The organism is Streptomyces sp. NPDC057474 (assembly GCF_042802555.1).
Lineage (GTDB): Bacteria > Actinomycetota > Actinomycetes > Streptomycetales > Streptomycetaceae > Streptomyces.
In genome coordinates, this window is record NZ_JBHVDX010000001.1 from 105,337 (window position 1) to 126,295 (window position 20,959).

Sequence of the window (20,959 nt, forward strand, 5' to 3'; positions counted from 1 at the left end):
ACAAATTATTGACGCCCGTGTATCCATTGACACAGGATGCTCGCGGGGCTGAGTCTGGGCCTGTACTCGATGTGGAGGTCGGAGCCATGGTTTCTCGGATCGCTTGTGTGGGAGGCGGCCCCGGCGGGCTGTTCTTCGCGGCGCTCGTCAAGCAGGCCGATCCGTCGGTCGAGGTGACGGTCTTCGAACGGAATCGTGCGGAGGACACCTTCGGCTTCGGTGTGGTGTTCTCCGACGCGACCCTGGCCGCCATCCATGCGGCCGATCCGGTGCTGCGCACCGCGCTCGCCGACCACGGGCGGCACTGGGACGACATCGAGGTGCGGCTGAAGGGACAGCGGATCCGGTGCGGTGGCAACGGCATGGCCGCCATCACCCGCAAGACCCTGCTCCAGCTGCTGCACGAGCGGGCCGTCGAGGTCGGCGTCGACCTCCGCTTCAGCCACGAGGTCCCCGCCGATCCGGCGCAACTCGCCGACTACGACCTGATCGTGGCCGCCGACGGAGCCAACTCCCGCTTGCGAGACCGCCTCGCCGACGTCCTCGTACCGGAGGTGGAGGTCGCGACCGCAAAGTTCATCTGGTTCGGCACGAACTACCTCTTCGACGGTCTGACCTTCGTCCACGAACACGGGCCGCACGGCACGTTCGCCGTGCACGGTTACCCGATCAGCGACAGCGTCAGCACCTTCATCGTGGAGACCGACGAGGAGTCCTGGCGGCGGGCGGGCCTCGACGAGTTCGACACCGCGCAGCCGCCGGGCCCCAGTGACGAGAAGACCAGACACTATCTGGAGAAGCTCTTCGCCGAGCAGATCGACGGCCACGCACTCCTGGTCAACAACTCCCGCTGGGGCAACTTCCGCACCCGCCGAGCCCGTCGCTGGCACAGCGGCAACGTCGTCCTCCTCGGCGACGCCGCCCACACCGCGCACTTCTCCGTCGGCTCCGGCACCAAGATGGCCATGGAGGACGCGGTCGCCCTCGCCGACAGCGTCATCGCCCACCGCGACGATCTGCCGAGCGCCCTGGAGGCGTACGAGGCCGCCCGGCGCCCCTCGGTGCAGAAGATCCAGGGCGCCGCCCGGCCCAGCCTGTCCTGGTGGGAGCACTTCGGGCGCTACCACGATGCCTTCCGGCCCACCCAGTTCGCCTTCCACTTCATCTCCCGCTCCATCGGCAAGGACCGGATCGCGCGCCGCGACCCCGAGTTCATCGACCGGGTCGTACGGGACTGGCGGGTCGCCCACGAGGGATACGCACCCCTCGACACCCCGCTCATGGAGTTCGCCGGCCGACGCCTGACCGCCGGGCAACTCGCCGAGCTACGGGACGAGGGCTCCCGGTGCCTGTGGCTCACCGCGCCCGACGGGGAGGCCAAACTCCCCCCGGTGTACGAGCAGTTGGCTGCCTCTTTGAGCGCGGAACCACCGCCGGACCTCGTCGCCGTACAGGACGGCACCCCGCTCACCCGGTCGCTGCTCGCCGAGCAGGCGCGGTTGGTGCACGGCGTGCCCGCGCTGATCGTGGAGGACGCGATGGACGACGACCGGGCGCAGACGCTGCTGTTGTCGGGGCGGGCGGATCTGGTGGGGCAGGCATGAGCACGAAGCTGACCCCGTTGTTCGCGCCCGAGGGTGTCGTGGTGATCGGTGCCTCGCGGCAGGCCGGCAAGCTCGGTGCCGCCATGGCCCGCTCGCTGGCCGCCTTCCCCGGTGCCCGAGCGCTGGTCAACGCGCGCCGTCCCGAGCCGGGCGCGGGCGTGTACATCTCGGTCGCCGACGCGGCCGCGCACACCGAAGGGCGGCTCGACCTGGCCGTGTTGTGCGTACCGGCCTCCGGCTGCGCGGACGCCCTCGCCGAGGCGGCTGCCGCCGGGTGCCGTGCCGCGCTGGTCTGCGCCGGCGGGTTCGGCGAGGCGGGACCGGAGGGGGAGGAGCACGCGAAGGCGCTGCGCCGGGTCGCCCGGGAGACCGGGGTCCGGCTGCTCGGCCCCAACACCTCCGGTTTCTTCGCGCCCCACCTGGGCCTGACGGCCAGCTTCGTGCCCGCCGCCGGACAGCTTCCGGCCGGTGACATCGCCGTCGTCGCGGCCAGCGGCGGCGTCAACCACGCGCTCTCCTTCGACCTGGCCGCCGCCGGGAACGGCATCAGTCTCGGCGTCGGCATCGGCGCGGGCCTCGACGTCACCGCCGCGGACGTCCTGGAACACCTCGTGGACGACGACCGTACGAGCGCCGTCGCCCTGCATCTGGAGACGGTGCCGGACGGGCCCCGGCTGGTGGCGGCCGTACGCGGGGTGGCCGCCGTGAAACCCGTCGTGGCGCTGGTCGTCGGCCGTAGCGACGTCGGGGACTTCGCCCGCTCGCACACCGGCGCGCTCGCCACGTCCTGGCGCACGACACGGGCCGCGCTGCGGCAGGCCGGAGCGGTGGTCGTGGACGACGAACGGGAGTTGGTGGACGCGCTCACCGCGCTCTCCCGTGTCCGGCTGCGCCCCCTACCGGACCCCGGACTCGGCATCGTGACCGCCCAGGCGGGCCCGGGACTGCTGCTGGCGGACCGGGCGGGCACCGACGGCATCCGTATGCCGGAGCTGGCAGTCGACACGCGGCACACGCTGGGCGAACTGCTGCCCCCGCTCACCTACCAACGCAACCCGGTGGACACCGGCCGGCCCGCCGAGAGCTTCGCCCGGGTCCTCGCCACCACAGCCGCCGACCCGGCCGTGGACCTCCTCGCCGTCTACGCCCTCACCGAGCCCGACAGCGTCGACCTCGCCTCCGCCGCCCAGGACGCCGGCCTTGGCCCCGACTCCCCGGCCGTGGTGGTCGTGGGAGGCCTCCCCGAAGACGTCGCCGAGCAACGGGCCCGACTCCACAAGACCGGCATCCCGGCCCTCACGGGACCGGCCTCCGCCGCCAACGCCGTACGCGCACTGGTGACGGACGCGCGACAGCGGGCGTTGGGGGCGGCAGCGGAGAAGGCCTCCCGTGGAGCGGAGCGGGCAGCCGACGGGACTACGGCTCCCGTGGCCGTGTCCGTGCCGCGTGGCCTGCTCGACGAGGACGCCGCCAAGTCGTTCCTCGCGGAACTCGGCATCCGTACGCCCGACCGGGTCGCCTGTGACTCCCGCGCGGACGCCCACCAAGCCTTGCGGCTGCTGGGCGGACCGGTCGCGGTCAAGGTGCTCGACGCCGCGATCCTCCACAAGACGGAGGTCGGCGGGGTACACCTGGGTGTGCGTACGGCCGAGGAGTTGGACGCGGCGTTGGACGCGATCGGTGCCGGCCGTCGCTCCCTGGTGGAGGCGATGGCGCCGGCCGGCGTCGACCTGGTCCTCGGAGTGCGGCGGGACCCGGTGTTCGGGCCGGTCGTGCTGGCGGGACTGGGCGGTACGGCCGCCGAGGCGCTCGCCGACGTGGCGATCCGGCTCGCCCCGCTGTCCGTGGCCGAGGCAGCCGCCATGCCCGACGACCTGGCCGCCCGTGCCCTGCTGGACGGGTGGCGCGGTGGGCCCGTGCTCGACCGGGCCGAGTTCGGGCGGGTCGTCGCCGCGCTCGCCGCCGCCCTGGCCGCGAGTCCCCAGACCGCCGAGATCGAGATCAACCCGCTGCGGCTGACCGCCGAGGGGCTGATCGCACTGGACGCCGTGATCGTGCCCACGCCCACCGAGGAGAACGACCATGCCTAGGCCGAGCAGCGACGGCGTTGTGTCCTGGCCCGCCGAGTACGCGCAGCGCTACACGGAGAAGGGCTACTGGGAGGGCATCGCCCTCGGAGACCGGCTGCACACCGCCGCCGACGCGAACCCCGACGCCGTCGCGGTCGTCGACGGCGCACGGCGCCTGACGTACCGCCAACTCGCCGCACGCGCGGATGCCACCGCCCAGCGCCTGGCCGCGCTGGGCCTCGGCCCCGACGACCGGCTCGTGGTGCAACTGCCCAACACCGCCGAGTTCGTGATCCTCACCTACGCCTGTCTCCGCCTCGGTGTCATCCCGGTCATGGCGCTGCCCGGCCACCGCAGACACGAGATCGGCCATCTCGTCGAGCAGAGCGAGGCCGTGGCCCTCGCTGTTCCGGACTTCCTGAGGGACCACGACCACCAGGCGATGGCGGTCGAGATCGCCGAGGGGTCATCAACTCTGCGTCATGTACTGGTCCTTGGCGACAAGGTGGGCGACGATGCCGTGGATCTGCGGGAGTTGTGCGCCGCACCCGGCACCGAGGGTGGGGACCTACGGCAGGTCGTGGACGCGTACCGGCCCGACAGCCGCTCCATCGCCGTCTTCCTGCTCTCCGGCGGCACCACCGGACTGCCCAAGCTCATCGCCCGCACGCACGACGACTACCTCTACAACGCCCGCCGCAGCGCCGAGGTCTGCGAACTCGGCCCCGGGACCGTCTACTTCGCCGCCCTGCCCCTCGGGCACAACTTCCCGCTGGCCTGCCCCGGACTCCTCGGCACACTGCTGAACGGCGGCCGGGTCGTGCTCGGTTCACCCAGCCCCGAAAAGGCCTTCGCGCTGATCGAGAACGAGGGTGTCACCGCGACCGCCGTGGTCCCCGCCATCGCCCAACGCTGGCTGGACCACCGTGCGGACCACCCCGGGGCCGACCTGAGCTCGCTGCGGTTGCTCCAGGTCGGCGGCTCCCGCCTCGCCGACCACGTGGCCCGCCGCGTCCGCCCCGAACTGGGCTGCACACTCCAGCAGGTGTTCGGCATGGCCGAGGGGCTCCTCAACTACACCCGCCCGGACGACTCCGAGGACGTCATCTGTACGACGCAGGGGCGCCCCATGTGCGAGGACGACGAACTCCTCGTGGTCGACGAACTGGGCGACCCGGTCGCCGAGGGGGTGCCGGGCGTGCTGCTCACACGTGGTCCGTACACCCCGCGCGGCTACTACCGTGCCGAGGAACAGAACGCCCGCGCGTTCACCGAGGACGGCTGGTACCGCACCGGCGACATCGTGCGGCTGCGGCCGGACGGCAATCTCGTCGTCGAGGGCCGCGACAAGGACATGATCATCCGGGGTGGGGAGAACATCTCCGCCGAGGAGATCGAGAACTTCGCCTACCAGACGCCGGGCGTCGCCCGAGCCGCCGCCGTCGCCATGCCCGACCCCGGCCTCGGCGAGCGGGTCTGCCTCTACGTCGTACCGGAACCGGGCCACACGGTCACCCTCGACGACATCCACCACGTCATGGACCGCTCGGGCATCGCCCGCTTCAAGTTCCCGGACCGGCTGGTGACCGTCCCCGAACTCGCCGCCACCAAGGTCGGAAAGATCGACAAGAAGGCCCTGCGCGCCGACATCGTCCGCCGCCTCGACACCGAGGGAACCCCCGGCGGTCACTGATGCGGTGAGAGAGCCGCACAGCACAGATGAACTCCCCTCCCTGCCGCGCCGGTTGTGAACCGGCTGCCGCACTCGATCAAAGGAGATCGACATGAGCGAGACCTTCGTCCTGGTGACCGGGGCATGGCACGGCGGCTGGGCCTGGCGCCCGGTCGCGAACGAACTGCGGGCCGCCGGCCACGAGGTGCACACCCCGACCCTGGCCGGGCTGAGCGCCGACGACGACCCGCGCGGGGTGACCCTCACCGACTGCGTGAACAGCCTAGTGGAGTACGTCGAAGGGGCCGGTCTGAGCGACATCACCCTGCTCGGCCACAGCTGGGGCGGCTTCGTCCTCACCGGCGCGGCACCGAGACTCGCCGCACGCGTCCGGCGGCTCGTCTTCTGGAGCGCCTTCGTGCCGAACGACGGAGAGTCACTGATCGACGCGTGCCCGCCGCACTACGGCGAGATGTTCCACGCCCTGGCCGCCGCGTCCGGCGACGACACGGTGACTTTGCCCCTGGAGGTCTGGCAGCAGGCGTTCATGCAGGACGCCGGCGAGGAGACCCAGCGCCTCGTCCACTCCCTCCTCGTCCCCCAACCTCTCGGCACCTTCACCGAGAAGCCCGACACGACCGCGTTCACCGCGCTCGACATCCCCACCGCCTACATCCTGTCGACCGAGGATCTCTCCCTCCCGGGCGAGTGGGCCTGGGCCGACCGCTTCCCCCAGCGGCTCAAGAACCCCCTCGTCATAGAGACCCCCGGCAGTCATGAGGGCTGCTTCACCCGGCCCGCCGAGCTGGCGGGGGCGTTCATCCGGGCCTGCGCGGTGTAGCGACCGGCCGAGCCGGCCGGCGGCCAGCGGCTGAGGCCGACTGCGGCGTGCAGGCGTACGCCTGCGTCGGTCCAGGCCGTGGAGGCCGAGGCCAGGGGGTCCTGTCCGTACGCCGGGTTTCGTCCGTACACCGGGTCCTGTCCGTACGTCGGGTCCTGTCCGTACGCCGGGTCATTTCCGTACGTCGGGTCGTGGTCGTGCTCCCGTGTGTCGAGGAGTCTTCTCAGCAGGTTCGACGAGGTGGTGAGACCGGTGCGGGTCAGCCGGTCCGCCGCTTCGCGGAGTCGGTCGCGAACCGAGCGGGGGAGACGGCGCAGACCGTGGTGGGCGGCCTCGGCGAGGGCGGTGAGCGCCGCGTCGGCGGCTGTCGCGATCGGATCGGACGGGGTGCGGTCGGCGAGCGCAGCGCGGGCGGCACCGTCGGCGGGGCGAGGCCGGGACGAGTATTCCGCCGGGCCCGAGCAGGGTGAACGGAGTGATACGGGCCTGGCCCCGGGAGTGGTGTACGGCCCCGTCGTCACGGGGCCGTCAACTCCGTCAGATCGGCGAGCAGTTCGGACACCGCCACCGGGTCGATCTCCTCGAAGCGGGCGCTGTGGGTGTCCCTCGGCCAGTAGTCGCCCGGCCGGGTGGCGAGCCAGATGTGCTCCACCTTCTGCTGCTCGGCGGGATCGAAGAAGCCGACGGCGATGCCGTGGTCGGGGGTGAGTACCGCGTAGCGGTTCGGGGCCAGCTGCTTGGAGATCCAGCGCTCGACACCCGCGTCCAGCGGCTGACCGCGCCGCCAGCCGCGCCGCTCCAGACCGACGAGCCTGCCCGTCGTCACCGTGAGGCCCTCGAAGCGCTCCAGACGCCAGCCGGCGGCCTCCTCCGCGGCCAGCTCGAACACCTGCCGCCCCAGCTGCGGGAACGGCTGGAGGATCTCGTGGTCCGCGAACAGCTCCGCCCAGACGTCGAGTCCGCCCGGCAGCAGCAGCGGGTGCGCGATCCGTACGCTCGCCGTGTCGGGTAGAACGAACGTGCTGTCCTCGACGTCCGCGAACGTACGGTCCTCCGCCACCCGGAAGGCCGTCGTCGTCCCGTCCGTGTCGCTCAGCCACACCAGCCGTCGGACGAGATGCCACAGCAGCGGATGCCCGACGAACAGCTCGCGGAACTCGGCCGCCGACCACGAACGGCCCTGCACCATGGCCGACTCCAGTCGCCGCACCTGGTCGGCGGCGATGGTCCGTACGTCCTTCTTCAGCGCCATGAACCGCTTGCGCTCGGCAGCAGCCAGCTCCGCGTCGTCCCGCGAGCCCGGCTGGGGCAGGTCCTTGCGACGCCTGCCGTCCGGGTCCTGGACGAAGGGACGCAGCTGTTCGTCGAAGCCGACCGTGAACGTACGGCTGCCGTAGTCGATGTCCGTGGTGCCCCGCGCGTCAAGGCCCAAGTCGGGCACCAGCCGGTCGGCGAGCTGCTCGCCGGTCAGCCCGAGGTCCTCCGCGAGCTCGGCGATCTTCTCCAGCGCGCGGGTCCGGAGCGCTTTGAACTTCACGCGCTGCGCCACGCCGTGCAGATGCATCAGCGCCACATCGGTGCCGATCGCGGCCAGCACGCCCAGCCCGTCGACCGCCCGCTGGTGCGCACCCTCGCCGGGCCAGGCCCGCACCAGCGGTGTGAGACGGCGTACCGTCTCGTCGTCACCGAGCAGCCCCAGTGCGCCCAGCGCCCAGCTCTCCTGACTCGGCATACCGGCGAGCCGCCACTGCTCGAACAGGGCCCAGACGAACTCTGCGAGCGACTCCGGCACGCACAACTCCCGGACCACGGCCACCCCCGGGTACGGCTCGCCCGGCCGGGACATCGCGAGCATGGTCACCGCATGCCGGGTGGCGTCGGCGGGCAGGGCGCCACCGGAGCGCACCAGGATCTGCGGCAGCAGCACCGGCTCGGCCCACTCGACGGGCTCGGGCAGCTTCGCCGGCAGCGCCGTCCGCAGCGGATCGGACAGCAACTCCCCGATCGCCGCCACGGCCTCGGCTCCGTACCGCTCGGCGGCGGACCGCACGACCTGCTCCCCGTGCAGGGCCGCGATGGTGTGCAGCGCCTGCTCGGCGTGCCGGCGCGCGGGACCCGCCTTGCCCACGGCGTCCGGCACCAGCAGCGGGGCGGCGGCCTCTCCATGCCGCCTGAACCAGGAACGGGCCGTCCCCCGCGCCGACTTCAGCCGCACGGCCCACTCCGCGACGAGCCGGGCCGCCCCCACGCTCACATACGGCAGCAGCAGCGGCGCGAGCGACGTGGGCCACTTCGGGGCGACACCCAGCACCACCCCCAGCGCGTCCGTGCCGAACCGGGCGACGATCGGCTTGAGGGCGGCATCGCTGTCGAGACTCGTCGGGTTCCACTCGTCCAGCAGCGGCCGGACCAGCTCCTCGGGTTTGTCGAGGAAGATCCCCATCGAGCCGACCTTGTCCGAGCGGACCGCGCTCAGCAGGGCGTCCGGATCGTCCGGCCACTCGGAACGCGAGGCCCAGTCCCGCTCCCGGGACTGGGTGTCCGCCCACTCCTGCCGCTCACCGGGCAGCCAGACGATCCCGGGCGCGTCCTCGGCGACCAGCCCGGTGACCGTGCGGACCTTGACGGCCTCGCGTGGCCGGGTCCAGGGGGGACTCGTGAGCAGTTCGGGCAGGGACGCGGCCGGGGCGTCGGGCACCCGGCCCTGCGGACTCAGCAGCGGTTCGACGGCGCCGGCCGCCTCGGGAGAGAGGGAGGCGAGCGCCTTCCCGGCCAGGTCCGGGTGGGCGGACACATGCACCAGCAGCGTGTGCCGCAGGGCGTCGGCGTTCGGCCCGCCCGCCGCCACGGCCTCGGCGAGCATGCGCAGGGCACGCCTCGGGTAGCGGCGGGCCGCCTTCGTCACGAAGGGCTGCGTCCGCTTGTCGCCGAGCTGTGCCATCAGCAGGGCGAACGCCTCGTCGGACGGAATCTCGACCAGGATCGAGTTGACCTTCCTGATGGTGTCCGACGTGACGTACGAGCCGCTCAACGACTCCGCCACGAGGGGTGCCACCGCCGTGCCGATGCCCTCGGCGACGGTGGCGACCGTCGGCATCGGCCATGCCCCGTAGCTCAGGCCGGCCACACCGCCCAACTGCCGGACCTGCTCCGGATCGTTGAACGAACAGAACAGCATCGAGCGCAGGGCGTTGTTGCGCGGCCGGTTCGCCTCGGGGCCGCCCGCGCACTCGTTGAGCCATTCCGTCTCGCTGGGCACGAGGTACGAGACGACGACGCGTCTGCGGGCGCTGCTCCGCATTCCGGTGAGCGCCGCGACCACGGTTCGGTACGTGTCCTCGTCGGCGGCGGCGAGCAGCGCACGCATACGGTCGGCGACGCCCCGCACCCGCTCCGCGGCGCCCGCGAAGGGTTTGTTCGGTGTGCGCTCGACGTACGGATCGAAGCGGCGGGTGCCGTGCTGGGTGTAGTGCCCCTCGACGTCGAAGAGTTCGACGGTCGCGCGGGCGGCGAACACCGGGCCGTGGGCCTCCACCCAGGCATCGGCGCACGCAGCACCCGACCAGGCCATGTCGGAGGCGACGGCCAGCACGGCCGCGCCCAGCGGGTCGGCCGTACCGGCGAGATGAGCCTCGGCGGCCCGCAACAGGTCCGCGTCACTCCGAGGGCTGTCCAGGTACAGCCGCACCCAGGTGGCCCCGGCGCTCAGCCGCTGCTCGGCCTCGCTCGCCGCGCCCTTGCGCGGGGGCGCGGGCTTACGGCGGACACCGCCCCGGCGCGGATGGAGGTGGCGGTGCCAGGAGGCCGGGAGCACGAAGGTGTCCTCATCGACCACAGAGGCTTCCGGAACCGGGGCGTCCCCTTCGGCGGCGGGAGCCGCGCCGACCTCCTGATATCCCTTGCGCTCCTTGGCCGTTATGGTCTTCCGCAGGTACTCGGCGGCCTCCTCCGGGGAAGCGCACTCCTTGACCTGGGTCCGGCCCTCCGTACCGCAACGCCCGTACCGGACGGTGACCGTGGCCCCGTCCGCCTCCGCCTCCCAGAACTTCGAAGAGTCCCCTTCGCCATACTCCCAGCGGCGCACGCCCCCACCCCTTCCGACCGTGCCGGCTCCCCGGCCCACCCCACGCGGATCAGGCCGCTGACCGGCGGATACACGCCACGTCCAGCGACAATCACCACATTAGAGGGAGCCACTGACAACGCCGTCGGCCGTCGGTCGGCTGATGTCCGAGGCCGGCCGACGGGGCGTCACCGGCCGGTTCGTTCAGCGCCCTCGGCGTTTGCCGCCCGCCTCCAGTTCGCGGCGCAGCCGCTGCGGGGCCCAGTTCTCACTGACGGCCTGCCAGAGCAATTCGGCCTGGGAGGGCGGGGCCAGGCCGTCGACGGGCGGGTCGAGGTCGAGGTCGGTGGGGAAGGGGTAGCCCTCGGCGGTGGCGGCGACGACGCGGCGCAGCCAGCACTCGGTGGCGCCCTCGGACCTGCGGTGCGACAGAACCGGGAAGAGCGCGTTGGCCATCGCCTCGCGGTCCACGGTCTCCATGGCGCGGCCGAAGGCGGAGGAGATCTGGAGCAGGTTCGCCATGCGCCGGATGCCGGACGAGCGGTTGTGCCCGGCGGCGTGGAGGAGCGCGGGGTTGAAGAAGGCCGCGTCGCCCTTGTCCAGGGGGAGTTGGACGTGGTGGGCGTCGAAGTACGCGACGAACTCGGGGAGTCGCCAGGCGAGGTAGCCGGGCTCGTACTTCTGCGAGTGCGGCAGGTAGAGGGTGGGGCCGGACTCGACGGGCATGTCGCAGTGGGCGACCGCTCCCTGCAGGGTGAGGACGGGGGAGAGGCGGTGGACGTGCGCGGGGTAGGCGGCGGCCTGCCGCTGGGAGAGGAAGCCGAGGTGATAGTCGCGGTGCGGGCTCTGGGCGGTGCCGCCCGGGTTGACGACGTTGACCTGGGAGGTCACCTGGTAGGCGGGGCCGAGCCAGGCCTCGGCTATCAGCGCCAGCATGTCGTTGGCGTAGTAGTCGGCGAAGACGTCCGGCGCCCGTACGGCCAGCTTGTCCAGGGCGTTCCAGACGCGGTCGTTGGCGCCGGGCTTCGCGAAGTGGTCGCCCCGGGCCGTACCGGCGGCGCGCTCCTCCTCGATCAGTTCGCGGAAGGCGGCCGAGGCCCGGTCCACGACGGCCGGGTCGGTGAACGCGCCCTTGAGCACGACGATTCCGGGGCCGTCCAGCAGGGCCCGGACCAGCTCGGTCTGTAGGTTCCGACGACCCTCCGGGGTGGCCGTCAGGGCGCGGAGCCGGTCGCTGTCGTAGAGCGGCACGTTCCGCTCGACCCGCTCGGCCGAGGGATGGTCGGCGAGATCGGTGCTCTGCTCGACGAGCGCGCGGAACGCGTCGAGATCGCAGTCCGCCTCGGTCAGCCAGGTCCGTGACACCGCAGCGATGGGGGACATCGCGGCTCCTTTCGCAGGCCTTGTGTTTCTGCCAGTCTGCGGACCTAGAACCCCTCATTCAATGCGCGGAAACACGTCAAAAAGACCTCACGGAACGTGGGAAAACAGCGATGCGACACCCGTACACGATCAGGGAGATCGCCCGTCAGTCGCGGCTGAGCACGGCCACGGTCGACCGCGTCCTGAACAGCCGGGGCCAATGTGCGGGAGAGCACGATCCGTGAGGTGCGGCAGGCTGTCGAGGACCTGGACCGCCAGCGGAGCCGGGTCCGCATCGGGGGCCGTACTTTCGTGATCGACATCGTGATGCAGGCCCCGGCACGCTTCACGACCGCCGTGCGCGAGGCCCTCGAAGCGGAACTGCCCTCCCTGCACCCGCCGTCGTGCGCTCCCGGTTCCACTTCCGTGAGACCGGGCCCGCGGCCGAACTGGTTTCCACCCTGCACAAGATCGCGAAGCGGGGTTCGCAGGGCGTCTCCTCAAGGCGCCGGACCTGCCGGAGATCACCGCCGCCGTCGGCCGGCCGCGGCCGGCATGCCCGTCGTCACCCTCGTCACCGATCTGCCCGGCAGCGCGCGTGGCGTACGTCGGGATCGACAACCGCGCGGGCCGGAACCACCGCCGCATACCTCATCGGCCAATGGCTCGGCGATCGGCCCGGCCATGTGCTGACCACCATCAGCCGCGCCTCCTTCCGGGGTGAGGAGGAGCGCGAGACGGGCTTCCGCAGCGCCATGCGCCTCGCCCACCCCGCCCGCTCCCTGGTGGAGGTCACCGACAGCGACGGCCTCGACGCCACCCAGCGCGACCTCGTCCTCGCGGCACTCCGACGCGAGCAGGACATCGTCGCCGTCTACTCTTTGGGCAAACGGGAACCTCGCGACCCTGGACGCGTTCGACGAACTGGGCTGGAACCGCGCGGTGTTCATCGCGCGCGACCTCGACCACGACACACCAGCCTGCTCCGCGAGCGCCGCCTGTCCGCCGTCCTCCATCACGACCTCCGCCAGGACGTACGCCGCGCCTGCCAGACCGTGATGCGCGCGCACGAGGCACTGCCGGACGACGGGCCGATACTGCCGTCGGCGATCCAGGGGGTCACCCCGTTCAACACGCCCGCCCCGACGCGTCGGGGCGGTCACGTACGGGATGAGGCCGGACCGTGACCCGGGGGCGGCCGGCACGGGCCGAAGCGGCGGCGGAGTATGTACGGAGTACGTGTCGAACATGCCTGGAAAACCGGGTCCGGATGTCGGTTTTCCGGGTTCCGGTGGGCGGTGGCTTCGTCGGGCGGCCGGCGCGGCCGAGGGTGGGCGCAGTCAGTCCGTCCCCGTGCCCACCGGGCGCTGCAGAGAAGAGTCTTTCGTGAATGCCACGACCACGGCGAGCACGCCGCGGGAACGGCGGGCCGCGACGCTCGTCATGGCCTGCGTCGGCGTGTTCGTCGCCTATCTGCCGGTGACGAGCGTCTCGGCCAGCCTCCCCGCGATCCAGCGGTCCCTCGACGCTTCGACCTCCCAGCTCTCCTGGGTCTCCGACGCGTTCGTCCTCCCGATGGCCGCCCTCATCCTCACCGCCGGGGTGTTCGGCGACGTCCACGGCCGCAAGAAGGTCTTCCAGGCGGGCCTCGCCCTCAGCGGCGCGGGCGCTCTCGTCGCCCTGTGCGCGCAGTCCGTCCAGATCCTCTGGGCCGGTCAGGCACTGGCCGGTCTGGGCTCGGCCGCCCTGCTGCCCACCACCCTCGCCCTGATCAGCCACGCCGTCCCCGACCCGCGCGAACGAGGCAGGTTCATCGGACTGTGGGCCACGTCCCTGGCCGCCGCCCTGGCGCTCGGCCCCGTCATCGCCGGCGTCGTCCTGGACCACTACGACTGGCGCTGGATCTACCTCCTGCCCGTCCCCGCCTCCCTCGCGGCGATGGTCTGCGCGGCGAAGCTGCTGACGGACTCCCGGGCTCCGGGCACCCGCCGACTGGACTGGCCCGGACAGCTCACCGCCGCACTGACGATCACCACACTCGTCTACGGGATCATCGAGGGCGGCGCCACCTCCTTCACCGACCCGAAGGTCATGGTGGCGCTGTCCACCGCGGCGGTCGGTGCGGTCGCGTTCGTCGTCGTGGAGCGCGCGAGCGGCAGCCCCATGCTCGACCTGACGCTGTTCCGCAGCCCGGCCTTCACCGCCACCACCCTCATCGCCATGATCAGCTTCCTGGGCCTGATCGGGTTCTTCTTCACCCTCAGTCTCTACTTCGGCATGGTCCAGCGGCTCTCCACCCTCGACGCGGCCTGGCGGCTGCTGATGGTCTCCATGGTCCCGCTCGTGCTCGGCGCCACCGTGGGCCGACTCGTCCACCGGGTCTCACCGAGGGTGCTCATCCCCGGCGGCCTGCTGATCGCCACGGCCGCGCTGCTCTCCCTCACGAACATCGGCGCGCACACCTCCTTCGGCTCGCTGGCCTGGCGGCTGGCCCTGCTGGGCCTCGGCATGGCTTTCGTCATCACGCCGATGACCGCCACCGCCGTCAGTTCGGTGCCCTTCCACCAGGCAGGCATGGCCGCCGCCGGCAACAACGCCTTCCGCCAGGTCGGCGCCGCCCTCGGCCCCGCCGTACTCGGCACCCTCCTCTCCACCGAGGCCGTCGACGCCCTGCCCGGCCACCTCACCGACACCGGCCTCACCACTCCGACCGTGCAGCACGTCACGGCGGTCGCCGAGCAGGGCGGAATCGGCGCCGTCGCCGGACTCGACCTGGGCGCCGACACGCCCCGCGCCCTGGCCGCCCTGTCCGAGGCCTTCCTCGACGGCCTGCACGTGTGCCTGCTCGTCGCCGCCGTACTGACCCTGCTCGCGGCGGCCGTCGGAGTGCTCCTGCTGCGCCGACCGCGGCACCCGGCACCGTCCGGGCCCGTGCACACCACGACCGCATCCCATCCTGAAGCAGTACGACCCCATCCCGCCCTGAACCTCTGAACTCCGAGCCCCTGAACCGAGGAGGGCCATCGTGGACGCCCGGCCGCTCGACGCGCTCGACCTGAAGCTGCTGCAGGCCCTGCAACTCGACGGCCGGGCGCCCTTCAGCCGGATCGGCGAGGTGCTCGGCGTGTCCGACCAGACGATCGCGCGACGCTGCCGGCGGCTGCGCACCACGGTCGGCCTACGGGTGGTCGGCATGGTCGACGAGAGCATGCTCGGCCGCAACAGCTGGATCGTCCGGTTGCGCTGCACCCCCGACGTGGCCGAGCAGCTGGCCAACTCCCTGGCACGCCGACCGGACACCTCGTACATCGACCTCATCGCGGGCGGTACGGAGGTGCTGTGTGCGATGAAGCCGCGCAGCCAGAAGGACCGCGACGAACTCCTCTTCGACCGACTGCAGCGAACCCCGCGCGTCATCTCCGTCAGCGCCCACTGCCTGCTCCACATCTTCTACGGCGGCCCGCTCAGCTGGCTCGACAAGATCCGGGCGCTCGACGCGGACGAGGAGGCGGCGCTGCGTCCGCCCCCGGTGGAGAGGGCCGAGGCGCCCGTCTCCCTCGACGCGGAGGACGAGGCACTCGTAGCCCTGCTCCGCGACGACGGGAGGGCCACGTTCCAAGAACTCCAGGCCGGTACGGGCCAGTCGGAGGCCGTCGTCAAGCGGCGCGTGGAACAACTGCGTTCCTCGGGCGTCCTCTACTTCGACGTGCAGCACCGCAGCGAACCCCTCGGCCACGGCGTCCGCGCGATGCTCTGGCTCACCGTGGCCCCCTCCGCCCTCGCCGCCGTCGGCCAGGCCCTCGCCGCACACCGCGAGGTCCGCTTCGCCGCCGCGACCACGGGCCCGGCCAACGTCGTCGCCTCCGTCCTCAATCGCAGCACCGGCGAGCTCTACCGCTACCTGAGCGAGAAGATCGGCGCCCTCGAAGGAGTCCGGTCCGTCGAAACCACCCTGACCCTGCGCCAGGTCAAACAACTCACCTACGAGCCCACACGCTGACGGCGAGCCGGGCATCGGGGACGCGACGTGCGCCCCCGGCAGCCAGCTGGTGCCAGCGGCGGCCGTAGCGCACCTGGTGTCTGTAGGCTCTCCGTGGCTCTCCGTGGCTCTCCGTGGCTCTCCGTGGCTCTCCGTGGCTCCCGTGGCTCCCGTGGCTCCCGTTGGTTCTCATAGCCCCCGTGTCGCCCCGCGAACGGCCGCCGGGAGCGACGTAGCGTGGCCCGCGCAGATGACGGTCGACCCCATGGTGGCGTGATGTGCTGGAGTGCGACGGCCGATCTCGTGGCGGGTGCCGGTGTCGCGGCCGTCGGGGTGGCCTGTGTGGCGCTGGTGCGCAGCGGGCGGGACCTGCCGCTCGCCGCGCTGCCGTTGCTGCTCGGGGCCCACCAGATCGTGGAGTCGGTGGTCTGGTCCTCGGGCGGAGGCAGCGGACCGGCCACCGTCGCCTGGGCCGTCATCGCGTTGCCGCTGCTGGCCGTGTGGGTGCCCGCGGGTGTGCTGTGCGCGGCCCCGCCGCCCGCCCGCACCCGGCTCATCGTCCTCCTCGCGGTCGGAGTCGCGACCGCCGCGCTGCTCACCCACGGCCTCGCCACCGGCCCGGTGACGGCCGAGGTCCGCGGCCATACCGTCGGCTACACCATCGCCCTCTCCCACCCGGTGGCCCCCGTCGCGGGCTACCTCCTCGCCACCGTCGGCTCCCTGCTCCTCTCCGGTGACCGGCGGCTCGTGGTGCTCGGGATCCTGGCCGCCGTCGGCGCCTCGATCTGCTGGACCCTGTGGCGGCTGGAGTTCATCTCGACCTGGTGCGCCTTCGCCGCCCTGTGTTCGTTGGTCCTCCTCGGCTGGGTGCGCACACGACCGAGGGCTTCCTCGCCGCCGTCCCGTCACCCGGCCGCGGAGCATCGGGAGCACGCGAAAGGCGATTGACAGGGCACACGCGTGTACGAGAGATCCTGGGCATGGGCGCGAACCGCTATGCCTGCCGCCCGTACCGGGGCCCTGCAGACCATGACGCGATGGCCGCAGTACGGCTGGGCTGCGCTGAGCGGGACCTCTACGCGAACGTCGGGTTCCACCGCCGGAACTGGTACGTCCGCTACCGCAAGCCGATCGAGTGCTGAGGCGGCGGAGGTGGGGCCCCGCGACCGCCACGACCCGCCACGACCCGCCACGACCGCCACGACCCGCCACGACCGCCACGACTGCCACCAGGACGGGCCGACCCCGCGGAACCGCCGAGGCTTGATGAATCAATCATCCACCAAGCTGTTGACTTTCGGCTTGATCAGCCAGAGGATTTCGGGGGTGACACACTCCGCCGCCGGGCCTGTCGGCCCGGTCCTCCCCGCGGCCCTCGACGAGGCAGCCCACCGCTGCCTCGTCGCGGGCTTCGACGGTACGACGACCGTCCCCGACACCCTGAAACGGCTGATCGACCGTGGGCTGGGCGGGGTCATCCTGTTCACCCGCAACATCCGCGACGCCGACCAGGTCCGCGAACTCACCGGCACGCTGCGGACGTTGCGCCCGGATCTGCTGGTCGCCATCGACAACGAGGGCGGCGGCATCGGCCACCTGGTAGCCGCGGGCGCTCCCGAGGTGCCCGGCTCATGGGCGCTCGGTGTCGCCGACGACCCGAGCCTGACCGCCGCGTGCGCCGACGCCCTCGCCGGACACCTGCTCTCGCTCGGCATCACCGCCTCCTACGCCCCCGTCGCCGACGTCCAGAGCCGGCCCGAGAATCCGATCGTGCGCACCCGCGCCTTCGGCGGCGACCCCGAGCTGGTCTCCCGGCATCTGCGCGCCTGGATCGAGGCCACCGAGGCACGCGGCGTGGCCTCCTGCGCCAAGCACTTCCCCGGCCACGGCGGGACCGTGACCGACAGCCACCACGAGCTGTCGGTCGATCCACGGCCGTACGAGCGACTCGACCTCGCGCCCTTCCGGGCCGCCGTCGACGCGGGCGTGCCCATGCTGATGAGCGCCCATGTCGTCTTCCCGGCCCTCGACCCCGACCTGCCCGCCACCCTCAGCCCGCGCGTCCTCTCCGACCTGCTGCGCGGCGAACTCGGCTTCGACGGCGTCCTCGTCAGCGACGCGCTGGAGATGAAGGCCATCGCCGACCGCTACGGCGAGGCGGCCGGCGCCCGGCTCGCGCTCGCCGCCGGAGCGGACCAGGTCATCGTCGCCGTACCGGACCTGCAGGTCACCCTCGCCTGCCGGGACGCCGTGCTCGACGCCCTGCGGACGGGCGACCTCGCCGAGGAGCGCGTGAGCGAGGCCGCGGAACGGGTACGGCGGCTCGCGCTGAGGTACGCGGTGCCGTACCGGCCGGGTGCCGTGGCGACGTGGGACGCGGACGCCGGACTGACGGCGGCGCGACAGGCCGTACGGAGCGGAGGGCCGCTGCCGGAGCCGGTGCCGGGCGCCCATGTCGTCGACTGCTTCCCGCCCCCGCACCCCGCCCTCAACTGGGGTGGCGAGGACCTGCTGACCGAGATCCGCGCCCTCGACCCGACCGCCACGGGGACGGCGGTCGCCGGGGAGCCGGACGACCTCGGGGCCGTCGCGGAGGAGGCGCTGCGGGCCGCCGGGGAGCGTCCGCTGGTCGTCGCCGTGTGCGACGCGGAGCTGTACCCCTGGCAGGGGCGTCTGCGGGGCGCGCTGCTGACCGCGCGACCGGACGCGCTGCCGGTCTCCACCGGGTTGCCGGAGGCGGGCAGCGCGGTGTCCGCGCACGGGAGGGGACGGGTCAACCTGCGGGCGGTGGCCGAGGTCCTGACGGGGCGGACGTCTGAAAGGGATTGAGAGGGGCTGAAAGGGATTGAGAGGGGCTGAGGGGGACCAAGAGGGCGGACGTCCTGACGGTGTCCGCCCCTCGGCCCGCTCACTTCCCCTCGATCAGCTCCGTGATCCCCCTCGCCGCGAGGTACGCCGTGTCCTCCGCGCGCTCCGCCAGGACCACCGCCGGGCGGGTGCCCTCCTGCCGCAGGCCCATCCAGGCGTCGAAGAAGGCGCCGCCCGGGCCGGAGACCGAGCGCGTGGACGGGGTGCAGTCCAGGACCAGGGCCGTCGTGCGGGGATCGGGCGGGGTGGCGGCGGTGCGGATCTCGGCCACCGTCGCGGACAGGGCGTCCGCGATCGGCTTGGGGCGGCCCGTGGAGTCGAACAGGCCGAGCGTGTACTCCAGTTCCGGGAAGTCGGCCAGGGAGCGGTCGACGTCGTGCGAACACCACCAGGTGACGCCCCACAGGTGGGCGCAGCCGGCCGCGTTCAGCAGGGTCGCGCGGGCGAAGTCGGGGGCGTCCGACGCCGGGATGTGTGGCTCGGGCGCACCGGTCTCCTGGACCCAGACCGGGCGGGCCGGGTCGGTGGCGTAGGCGGCGGCCAGCTCCGTGCCGTACTCCGCGAGGTGGTGCACCTGCGGTGAGCGGGGCCCGTAGCGGCGGGCGCAGTCGGCGGAGAAGACCCAGGGATGGACGGTGGTCAGGTCGCCCTTGCGGGCCGAGGACTCGGGGGTGAAGGGGTGGTCGTCGCCGTACCAGGCGGCGTCGTACGCCGAGTGCGTGACCAGGCCGCGTCCCTCGCCGAGCCCGTCCCGCGCGGCGGCCAGCAGGGTGTCCAGGTAGTGGTCGACCTCGGCCACGGAGACCGGGTTGTGCTCGACCAGGTTGTTGAGCTCGTTGCCGAGCTGGAGGCCGAGGAGGTGGGGGTGGCCCGAGAGGGCACGGCCCAGTGTGCGCAGCAGCAGTGCCTGGGCCTCGATCGCCTCGGGGTCGGTGAAGACGTTGCGGTGGTGCCAGCTGCGCGTCCACTCCGGGTAGAAGTCGAAGCTCGACAGATGGCCCTGGACGCCGTCCACGAGGACGTCCAGCCCGCACTCGGCGGCCAGGTCCACCAGTTGGACGAGCTGGTCGACGGCCGACGCCCGGACCAGGGTGCGGTTGGGCTGGAGCAGGGGCCAGAGATGGAAGACCCGGACGTGGTCCAGGCCCAGCCCGGCGATCTGTGCCAGGTCCTCGCGCGCGAGCCCGGGATCGAAGTCGTGCCAGGCATGGAACCAGCCCCTGCGTGGGGTGTAGTTCACTCCGAAGCGGAGTGCGGGTGTGGGCGAGGGCGGTGTGCTGATGGCGTCCTCCTCAAGAGACGGACCTTGTCTCCGGCGAATGTATCAACCACCATGGACGGCAATGAATAGTGATTTGAACCAAGCTTTCGCGGATTCCCCGGCCTGCGACGCATCTCCGGCTGCCGACGACTCCCCGGCTGCTGACGAATCCCCGGGTACCGCGGCTTCCCCCGCCTACGTGGTCGGCCTCGACGCCGGCGGCACGCGTACCCGTGCCGTCCTCGCCGACCTGGGTGACGGCCGTACCCGGGGCGAGGGCACGGCCGGGCCGGGCAACGCGCTCACCGTGCCCGGGCCGGTCCTCGCCGACCACCTCGCCGAGGCCGTCGCGCAAGCCGTGCCCGAGGAACTGCGCGGGCGGGTGGTCGCGGTGGCGGGCGGTTTCGCGGGGGCCGGCCACCAGGCCCAGGGCGCCGACGAGCCCGGCCGACTGCGGGCCCGGGCCGCCCTGTGCGCCGCGCTGGCCCGGCTCGGCATCGACGCGACCACGGTCGGCGTCCACAGCGACATCGAGACGACCTTCGCAGCGGCCCCCGGCCACCCCGCCGACGGACTGGTCCTGGTGGCCGGCACCGGCGCGGTCGCGGCCCGGATCGCCGGACGGGTGCCGGCCGCGACCTCAGGCGGCGACGGCTGGCTCCTCGGCGACGACGGCGGCGGCTTCTGGATCGGCCGCGCGGCCGTACGGGCGGCCCTGCGCGCGGCCGACGGCCGGAGCGTGCCCACCGCGCTCGTCCTCGCCGTCGGCCAGGACCTCGGGCTGCCCGCGCAGGTCCTGCCCCCGGAGGGCTACGGAGCCACTGACGCCGTCCCGTGGAGCGCCGAGCGGCGCACCGCCTACCGTGCCCATCTGCTGCCCGCCGTCATGGACCGGTCACCCGTCCGCCTGGCCGACCACGCGCCCGGGGTGGTGCGGACCGCCGAGGAGAAGGACGTCGTGGCCGTGCAGATCCTCCAGGAGGCCGCCCGCCGCCTGGCCGAGACCGTCGCGGCCCTGGCGCCCCACCCGGGCGAACCCCTCGTCGCCACCGGCGGCCTCCTCGCCCCGAACGGCCCCCTGCTGCCCCCGCTGACCGAACGTCTGGCCCCTCTCGGACTCACCGTCACCCCGGTGTCGGACGGTTCCCCGGGCGCCGTCGCCCTGGCCCGCCTCGCCCACGCCGCCCGCGACTGACCGGGCAAGAGCCCCCCACCCCCCAGCCCAGCTCCTCCCCGATGC

General features: G+C 72.6%; 13 protein-coding genes and 1 pseudogene. 10 read left to right on the forward strand and 4 right to left on the reverse strand.

Translation table 11 applies throughout. From position 1 onward, the window contains the following. Positions 1-86 precede the first annotated feature (86 nt). From ACFU53_RS00465 to ACFU53_RS00480, 4 genes are all read left to right on the forward strand, one after another. On the forward strand, positions 87-1,604 hold the full coding sequence (locus ACFU53_RS00465; RefSeq protein ID WP_383984105.1) for an FAD-dependent monooxygenase: 1,518 nt from the start codon (positions 87-89) through the stop codon (positions 1,602-1,604). Beyond that, positions 1,601-3,694, forward strand: coding sequence for an acetate--CoA ligase family protein (locus ACFU53_RS00470; protein WP_383984108.1), 2,094 nt, complete (start codon positions 1,601-1,603; stop codon positions 3,692-3,694). Before ACFU53_RS00465 ends, ACFU53_RS00470 begins: the two co-directional genes overlap by 4 nt. Then, positions 3,687-5,366 (forward strand): (2,3-dihydroxybenzoyl)adenylate synthase, encoded by a 1,680-nt coding sequence (locus tag ACFU53_RS00475; protein ID WP_383984111.1) that lies wholly within the window; start codon positions 3,687-3,689, stop codon positions 5,364-5,366. Before ACFU53_RS00470 ends, ACFU53_RS00475 begins: the two co-directional genes overlap by 8 nt. A gap of 91 nt (positions 5,367-5,457) precedes the next feature. Then, a complete protein-coding gene (locus ACFU53_RS00480) occupies positions 5,458-6,186 on the forward strand; it encodes an alpha/beta fold hydrolase (protein ID WP_383984114.1) in 729 nt (242 codons plus the stop codon). Here the strand turns inward: ACFU53_RS00480 and ACFU53_RS00485 are convergent. The 3 genes from ACFU53_RS00485 to ACFU53_RS00495 all read right to left on the reverse strand — a co-directional run bounded on the left by ACFU53_RS00485 (position 6,120) and on the right by ACFU53_RS00495 (position 11,632). Further along, on the reverse strand, positions 6,120-6,707 hold the full coding sequence (locus tag ACFU53_RS00485) for a hypothetical protein (protein ID WP_383984117.1): 588 nt from the start codon (positions 6,705-6,707) through the stop codon (positions 6,120-6,122). The two genes, ACFU53_RS00480 and ACFU53_RS00485, sit on opposite strands and share 67 nt — an antisense overlap. Further along, positions 6,704-10,270 carry a DUF4132 domain-containing protein gene (locus ACFU53_RS00490; protein WP_383984120.1) on the reverse strand — a complete coding sequence of 1,189 codons (3,567 nt, stop codon included), beginning with the start codon at positions 10,268-10,270 and terminating at the stop codon, positions 6,704-6,706. The genes ACFU53_RS00485 and ACFU53_RS00490 overlap by 4 nt, the downstream gene beginning before the upstream one ends. 183 nt (positions 10,271-10,453) lie before the next feature. After that, positions 10,454-11,632 carry a phytanoyl-CoA dioxygenase family protein gene (locus ACFU53_RS00495; RefSeq protein WP_383984123.1) on the reverse strand — a complete coding sequence of 393 codons (1,179 nt, stop codon included), beginning with the start codon at positions 11,630-11,632 and terminating at the stop codon, positions 10,454-10,456. Positions 11,633-11,742: 110 nt separating this feature from the next. Here ACFU53_RS00495 and ACFU53_RS00500 point away from each other — a divergent pair. From ACFU53_RS00500 to ACFU53_RS00520, 5 genes and pseudogenes are all read left to right on the forward strand, one after another. After that, positions 11,743-12,798: pseudogene (locus ACFU53_RS00500) on the forward strand (LacI family DNA-binding transcriptional regulator). Positions 12,799-12,997: 199 nt separating this feature from the next. After that, entirely contained in the window at positions 12,998-14,605 is a 1,608-nt protein-coding gene (locus tag ACFU53_RS00505) for an MFS transporter (RefSeq protein WP_383984126.1), read from the forward strand. Between the two features lie 31 nt (positions 14,606-14,636). Continuing rightward, entirely contained in the window at positions 14,637-15,611 is a 975-nt protein-coding gene (locus ACFU53_RS00510; protein WP_383984129.1) for an Lrp/AsnC family transcriptional regulator, read from the forward strand. 255 nt (positions 15,612-15,866) lie between these two features. Further along, positions 15,867-16,538 (forward strand): DUF6629 family protein, encoded by a 672-nt coding sequence (locus tag ACFU53_RS00515; protein WP_383984132.1) that lies wholly within the window; start codon positions 15,867-15,869, stop codon positions 16,536-16,538. Positions 16,539-16,916: 378 nt separating this feature from the next. Beyond that, on the forward strand, positions 16,917-18,419 hold the full coding sequence (locus ACFU53_RS00520; RefSeq protein ID WP_383984135.1) for a glycoside hydrolase family 3 N-terminal domain-containing protein: 1,503 nt from the start codon (positions 16,917-16,919) through the stop codon (positions 18,417-18,419). A 79-nt stretch (positions 18,420-18,498) separates the two neighbouring features. On the opposite strand, the gene ACFU53_RS00525 is transcribed toward ACFU53_RS00520, so the two are convergent. After that, positions 18,499-19,779 (reverse strand): glycosyl hydrolase, encoded by a 1,281-nt coding sequence (locus ACFU53_RS00525; protein ID WP_383984220.1) that lies wholly within the window; start codon positions 19,777-19,779, stop codon positions 18,499-18,501. 22 nt (positions 19,780-19,801) lie between these two features. Between ACFU53_RS00525 and ACFU53_RS00530 the strand changes: the two genes are divergently transcribed. Continuing rightward, entirely contained in the window at positions 19,802-20,914 is a 1,113-nt protein-coding gene (locus tag ACFU53_RS00530) for a BadF/BadG/BcrA/BcrD ATPase family protein (protein ID WP_383984138.1), read from the forward strand. Positions 20,915-20,959: the final 45 nt, after the last annotated feature.

What these genes read in the sequence shown, in the direction of transcription:
- ACFU53_RS00515 (WP_383984132.1), top strand. Translation starts at nt 15,867, where the DNA reads ATGTGCTGGAGTGCGACGGCCGATCTCGTGGCGGGTGCCGGTGTCGCG.
- ACFU53_RS00470 (WP_383984108.1), top strand. Translation starts at nt 1,601, where the DNA reads ATGAGCACGAAGCTGACCCCGTTGTTCGCGCCCGAGGGTGTCGTGGTG.
- ACFU53_RS00475 (WP_383984111.1), top strand. Translation starts at nt 3,687, where the DNA reads ATGCCTAGGCCGAGCAGCGACGGCGTTGTGTCCTGGCCCGCCGAGTAC.
- ACFU53_RS00465 (WP_383984105.1), top strand. Translation starts at nt 87, where the DNA reads ATGGTTTCTCGGATCGCTTGTGTGGGAGGCGGCCCCGGCGGGCTGTTC.
- ACFU53_RS00480 (WP_383984114.1), top strand. Translation starts at nt 5,458, where the DNA reads ATGAGCGAGACCTTCGTCCTGGTGACCGGGGCATGGCACGGCGGCTGG.
- ACFU53_RS00495 (WP_383984123.1), bottom strand. Translation starts at nt 11,632, where the DNA reads ATGTCCCCCATCGCTGCGGTGTCACGGACCTGGCTGACCGAGGCGGAC.
- ACFU53_RS00530 (WP_383984138.1), top strand. Translation starts at nt 19,802, where the DNA reads ATGAATAGTGATTTGAACCAAGCTTTCGCGGATTCCCCGGCCTGCGAC.